Annotated in this window: 3 protein-coding genes; all 3 read left to right on the top strand. The window is 38.9% G+C overall.

Annotated features, from left to right (window positions below; all coding sequences use genetic code 11):
* Positions 1 to 652: 652 nt before the first annotated feature.
* Positions 653 to 2677, top strand: coding sequence for an HsdM family class I SAM-dependent methyltransferase (locus A142_RS03195; protein WP_019824195.1), 2025 nt, complete (start codon positions 653 to 655; stop codon positions 2675 to 2677).
* Positions 2626 to 3780 (top strand): restriction endonuclease subunit S, encoded by a 1155-nt coding sequence (locus A142_RS03190; RefSeq protein ID WP_019824193.1) that lies wholly within the window; start codon positions 2626 to 2628, stop codon positions 3778 to 3780. Before A142_RS03195 ends, A142_RS03190 begins: the two co-directional genes overlap by 52 nt.
* 455 nt (positions 3781 to 4235) lie before the next feature.
* On the top strand, positions 4236 to 4336 hold a 101-nt coding region (locus tag A142_RS03185), incomplete at its 3' end, for a recombinase family protein (protein WP_032545513.1).

Raw genomic sequence — 4336 nt, 5'->3', positions numbered from 1 at the left:
TAACCCCTTTAAATTTATTCATACCGTTAGCTTGGTAGGCCCCACTACACCTGGAATAAATTCAGTGTGATCTTCTTCTCAAAATACTATTCATCACCACACCCATTAAGTAAAAATTCCTCTGAAATTCCTATCACAATCGCCAAAAACTCATAGTTATCCTACCCCCTAAAGATTTTAATATATGGATTCCTAAAGAATTATTGAAAGGGAATCCTACAGATAAACAGGTAAGCAAAACAAGAGAATCAATAGACATAAGAATTAACTAACAAAAGAGCAGTCATACTTGATTTGTGTGTGGGTAACTTTCGTGAGGAACGAGCGAATAGTTATCCATCGCCCAAATCCGACAAGCGTAGCGCGTCAGTTCAGTACGTATGTTTAACTTGATCGATCTATAAAAGAAGTGGCTTTACAGTGACAGTGCCATAGAAAAAGATTTGTGATATTCCGCTTGCTCACCCTCCGACTGGCTACGCCAGCTACGGGATTGCGCCGAGCGGTTCAGTGTTCGATATTTAGAACTTTGTTTTATCTGGATACATTACTCCCAATACCTTACTTCGTAATTTCCCGTTAGATACGGTGCAAACTGATCAATACACACGTACAATCCACGCCAACATTAAGACACCTATTTATATAAATTATGACAAAATCCGTAGAACCAAACATTGCAGACCTAGCGAATAGCTGGCTAAAAAACCATAAACTGGATTACAAACTAGAACAAGAAAGCCTTAACTCAGAGATTGATAAGGCTCTGAATGATTACTTTACAAAAAGTGGCGGACAAGGCGGAAATAGACCGGATGCTAAGCTTTTACTGGAAGATTCATTAACCAATAACTATCCAGTTCTGATTGAGTACAAAGGCTTACAAGGCAAACTGGTTAAGCTAGATAGTAACGGCAACGTTGATAATAGGAATGCGAAAGGGGAGCCTAACCTAAAAAACATCAATGCTTTTGCGGTTAACGGGGCTGTTCACTATGCTAATGCAGTTCTACACCACACTAGCTATACAGACATTATCGCTATTGGTATCACGGGTTACAAAGATGAGTCAGACAACCTAAAACATGAAATAGGCGTTTACTACGTATCCAAGCACAACCTCGGGGCAGGTCAAAAAGTCGGTGAATATAGCGACCTATCGTTCCTATCATCAAAACACTTCGACAACTTTATTCAAAAAGTTAAATCTCTTAACCTATCTCAAGATGAGCTAGACAAGCTCAAGCAACAACGAGAGAAAGAGATTGATATTAGCTTAACTCGTCTTAACAATGACATTTACCAGAATGAAAAAGGATTAGGTGAAAACGATAGAGTTTACCTAGTAGCAGCTTCAATCATGGCTACGTTAGGTGTAGCAGGAAAAGTAAGACCATTAGAAAAGTCTGAATTACTTTCGTCCCAAGAAGAAGGTAATCGAGACGGTGATATCTTACTTCGCAAGATCAAAGCATTCTTAGGAGAAAAAAATATCCCTCGTGAAAAGCGAGATTTAATCCTAAGAACCCTCAACAACACACTGACGACTGAAAACATCAATAAGGTCAAAGACGGTGAAAGCCAGCTAAAACGTGTGTTCACAAAGATTGTTGACGACTTAGGTATCTATTACAAAATTGGGTTAACGACTGACTTCACAGGCAAACTTTTCAATGAAATGTACGGTTGGTTAGGTTTTTCTCAAGATAAGCTAAACGATGTAGTTCTCACACCGTCTTATGTTTCAACGCTGCTTGCTAGATTAGCTCGTGTAAACAAAGATTCTTACGTTTGGGACTTTGCCACTGGCTCAGCTGGTTTACTTGTAGCTGCCATGAATGAAATGCTAAACGATGCAAAACAAACGATAACTTCACCAGAAGAACTCGCCAGAAAAGAGGCTCAAATTAAAGCAGAGCAGCTTTTAGGGTTAGAAATGCTATCAAGTGTCTACATGCTTGCAGTGTTAAACATGATCTTGATGGGAGACGGTAGCTCTAACGTTCTAAACGGCGACTCTCTCACTTTTGACGGTAAGTATGGATTCGGTAAAACCAATGAACTATTTCCAGCCGATGCCTTTGTTCTAAATCCACCGTATTCAGCTACGGGTAACGGCATGAACTTTGTTCACAAAGCATTGAGCATGATGAGTAAAGGTTATGCTGCGATCATAATTCAGAGTTCAGCAGGTACAGGTAAAGCAAAAGATTTAAACCAGAAGATACTTAAGGAAAACACTCTCATAGCTAGTATCAAGATGCCTATCGACCTATTCATCGGTAAGGCTAGTGTTCAAACTTATGTGTATGTGTTTAAAGTGGGAGAAGCGCACCATGAAGATGAAATGGTGAAGTTTATCGACTTCTCCAATGATGGATACACTCGTACCAATCGAAAGAAAGCCAGCAATAACCTAAAAGATACCGATCAAGCCCAAGCTAGATATGACGAGCTTGTAAGCCTCGTTCGCTTCGGTAAAAGCAAACTAAGTCTGTTTACTGAAAGTGAGTATTACGAAAACACGATAGACCCTAAGAATGGTGCAGATTGGAATCAAAGCATTCCCATTGATACCAAACCAACCGTTGCTGATTTCAAAAAGACAGTCAGCGACTACCTAGCATGGGAAGTATCAAATCTACTAAAACAAAAAGGGGATACTTCGGGAAAGTAGAGTCCTCACTTAACGAAAAGTTAGAAAAGGTTAAGTGGGGAGAGTATAGATTCAGCGAGATTTTTAACAAAATATCTCAAGGGCGCAGATTAAAAAAAGACGATCACATATCAGGGGATATTCCCTTTGTCATGGCTGGAGTAACGAATACTGGGGTCGTTAATTATATATCGAATCCTGTTTCAAGATTTCCAAGAAACTCTATAACAATCGATATTTTTGGTAATGTTTTTTATCGAGATTATGACTTCGGAGCTGGTGATGATACTGGAGTGTATTGGAGTACTGAAAAGGAGTACTCTAAAAGTTCGATGCTGTTTTTCTCCATTTCAATGGGCAAGTCTCTTGAAGGAAGATTTGATTACGGGAATAAATTACGTAGTTCAAAAAGCCTGAATTTTAAATTTAATTTACCCGTCAAAAACGAGAAAATAGACTTTGAGTTCATGGAGAGCTTCATAGCGGAGCTAGAGGCGGAGCGTATAGCGGAGCTAGAGGCTTACTTAGAAGTGACAGGGTTATCTGATTGCGAGCTTACAGAAGATGAACAAAAAGCCTTAGATGACTTTACTAATGATGATGTTGAGTGGAGTGAGTTCAATCTTAAAGATTTGTTTGGTGCAGCAACCAGAGGGAAACGCTTAAAGAGCTCAGACCGAATCAAAGGGAAAATACCTTTTGTAACAGCAGGAGAGACCAATCAGGGCGTTTCAGCTTTGATTGGTAATGACGTTACGATTTTTAGCAAAAATACTGTAACCATTGATATGTTTGGTTCTGCGAAATATCGAAACCACTCGTATGGTGCAGATGATCACGTAGCTGTCGTTCACACTGAAAAATTAGATAAGTTTGCCTCAATTTTTGTAACCACATCAGCACACAAGGTAGCAAATGCTGGTCAATTTGATTACGGACGAAACTTTTATGCTAAAGATGCTGACGCTCTAAACATTCAGTTACCTGGTAAAACAAATTCAAGTAAGCCCAATTACTCATCAATGGAGATACTCATATCTGCAATACAAAAGATTGTGATCAAGGATGTGGTCTTATACGCAGATAACAAGATACAAGCCCATAAAAAAGTAACCCAATCGTAGAATGCAAAAAAAGAGTGCCCATAACGGGCACTCTTAATACACTTTCATTCAATCGCTGATTTGAAGCTTAAAGACAACTTTTCACAAAGCCGAATCACTTCACTGCGTAAATCCCTGATAGATAATAAGCATGTCTCGATGAAAGGTAAGCGTCAACGAATCCACATTGCTGCTAATAGGGTTATGGCTGAGTTCTAACTCGCATGATTGCCTGTCATGTATCCTGATTTAGTGTTGTGAACCATGGCAAGGTGCACCTCTATCTTTTTAATTAATCATTGTTGCAATGATTAAGGGTAATCCCCCCGCTTTGTTTTAATGACTGTTCATTAAGGTGTAACTTTTTGAACATTACCTTTCACCCATCTCAATACTGTCCAATTAGTCTTTAAAATAGCATATGAACATGTACACTAATATTTAGTTATCTTAATGTTCACTTTTAGGCTCTTTTTATGAAAATTGGCTATGCCCGTGTTAGCACTCAAGACCAAACGCTCGATGTTCAACTTGAACAGCTTAAACGTATTGGTTGTGACAAAATTTACCAAGAGCA

The sequence above is a fragment of the Vibrio splendidus 12E03 genome, from assembly GCF_000272105.2.
In the GTDB taxonomy this organism is placed as follows: Bacteria; Pseudomonadota; Gammaproteobacteria; order Enterobacterales; family Vibrionaceae; genus Vibrio; species Vibrio splendidus_I.
Note: the sequence above shows the minus strand (reverse complement) of the source record. Positions and strands in the feature narration are given on the sequence as shown.